At 33.6% G+C, this 1,843-nt stretch carries 1 protein-coding gene; it reads left to right on the top strand.

Going from position 1 to position 1,843, the window contains the following annotated elements:
- Positions 1–1,568 (top strand): hypothetical protein (locus tag N1032_RS22825; protein WP_259542605.1); only part of this gene is annotated, 1,568 nt, incomplete at its 5' end.
- Between the last annotated feature and the right edge of the window lie 275 nt (positions 1,569–1,843).

Here is a 1,843-nt window from a genome sequence, read left to right as displayed (position 1 = left end):
AACGTACAAAAACGGTAAATATCAAAGAGAAATACACAACTAACCCACTTGCAAATTGGCAACTGCTGAAACAGTATCAAAAAGAAGGTTCTAAGTATAATTCATTATTCCGTTATACAGATTTTGCTTTTCACGGTATGAATTTATATGACTTCTTGAAAGAGTTTTTCAAAGGTGGTTTAAATTTCTACAATGATGCATACATTGCTAAACACATAAAAGAAGCGATGTTTTCTATCGATATTAATTCATCTTTTCCTTTTGTCATGTTTGCTGAAAAGATTCCTACTTTCATTGTTGAAGCAGAATCATATAAACAACCTACCCCAATTTTTATCGATACTTCTGATAAGAATTACTACTATCAGTATGCAGTTGATATGAAAATTTTTAACGATGAAATTTTATCAAGAATCAAATCAAGGGTTGTCCGTCAAATGCTTGTTAAGTATTATTCTTCTTCATCAAATGAAAAGTATATCAATACCTATACTTTTAAAATGATTGAAAAGATAACAGGTATCAAGATTGAAACATTACCTGTCAATGCATACATTAAGCATCGTTGTATGTATTTTGGTTCCCGTGAAACGTTGGCAGAATTTTACCGAATCAAGACACAAGGCAAGGCAAAATTTAGAATTGAAATGATAGACGATTCGCCGTTAAATATTGTTGTTACTGACGAACCAAATACGGAACAGTTAACCGATGAAGGAATTGCAATTTCTAAGGTGAACATGAACGGGCTTTATGGTTTACCTGCTTTGAAATCACACTTCAATCTATTCCGATTGATGGAAGATAACCGAACATTGTTTAACATGCCTAACGGCTATGAAAACAAAGAAAGAAATATCGTATTTTCTTCATTTGTAACATCTGTTGCATTGTATAATCTTCTATCACCGTTATCTCATTTAACACCACAAGAAATTGATGAAAATTTTGTGTATTGCGATACTGATAGTTTATATTTGAAGAAAGCTATCTTCCATAAAATGCCTGCTGATATGTTTCATGATATGAACCTTGGAAAGTGGGATATTGAGAATCATGAAATCACCGATTTTTATGTTCTTAACCACAAGAAATATTGCTACTATTCTAAGGATATGAAAAAAGGTAAAGTAAAAGGTATTCAGATTCGTTGCGGTGGTGTCCGTTTAGAATCATTCATAACGGAAGGCGTAACCTTTGAGGAATTTATCAAGAATCAATTTTCTAAAGGTTCACTGATTAAAACATTACGATCGATAAGAAACCAAATTGGCACCATTACCTTGTATGATGGTTTTACAGAACTTGATGCAGGTACCGCCTATCCTATTTACTTTACACCTGCTTTAATTAAAGCCCGTAAGATTATTCTCGAAAAAGCACAAGCGGAACAAGCGGATAATATGGAAGCATATGAGAATGAAGATATGCTTTACATTGAAAGTGAATTCGGGTCATTCTCTATGAAAGATATTTACCCGTCACAAGTAGGCACTAAATACAAGCAACCTATGCATGATTGCGTTAAGGAACAAAAACAACTTGAAAATTTAGTAATTAGTTGTTGACAACTTTGCACCGTTCCTTTATACTATCGATAGAAGTTAAATAAATGAACGGTGTGAGGGTTAAGCCTAACGGCAAATGAGTACCACACCGAAAGGAGTTTTGCAAATTGTTGTTTGTCGTCCCGTTTTTGATATTTGGTTTATGTTGCTTTGTCCCTGTATGGTTGGAAAATTAGGAGGAAAATTATTATGAAAAAAACTACATTATTATTGGCTACCGTGGTAGCAGGAATTTCACTGGCATTCGCAACGGAAGCTAATGCAGGTACAATCAA

The organism is Herbiconiux daphne (assembly GCF_024979295.1).
Classification (GTDB): Bacteria; Actinomycetota; Actinomycetes; order Actinomycetales; family Microbacteriaceae; genus Herbiconiux; species Herbiconiux daphnes.
Note: the sequence above shows the minus strand (reverse complement) of the source record. Positions and strands in the feature narration are given on the sequence as shown.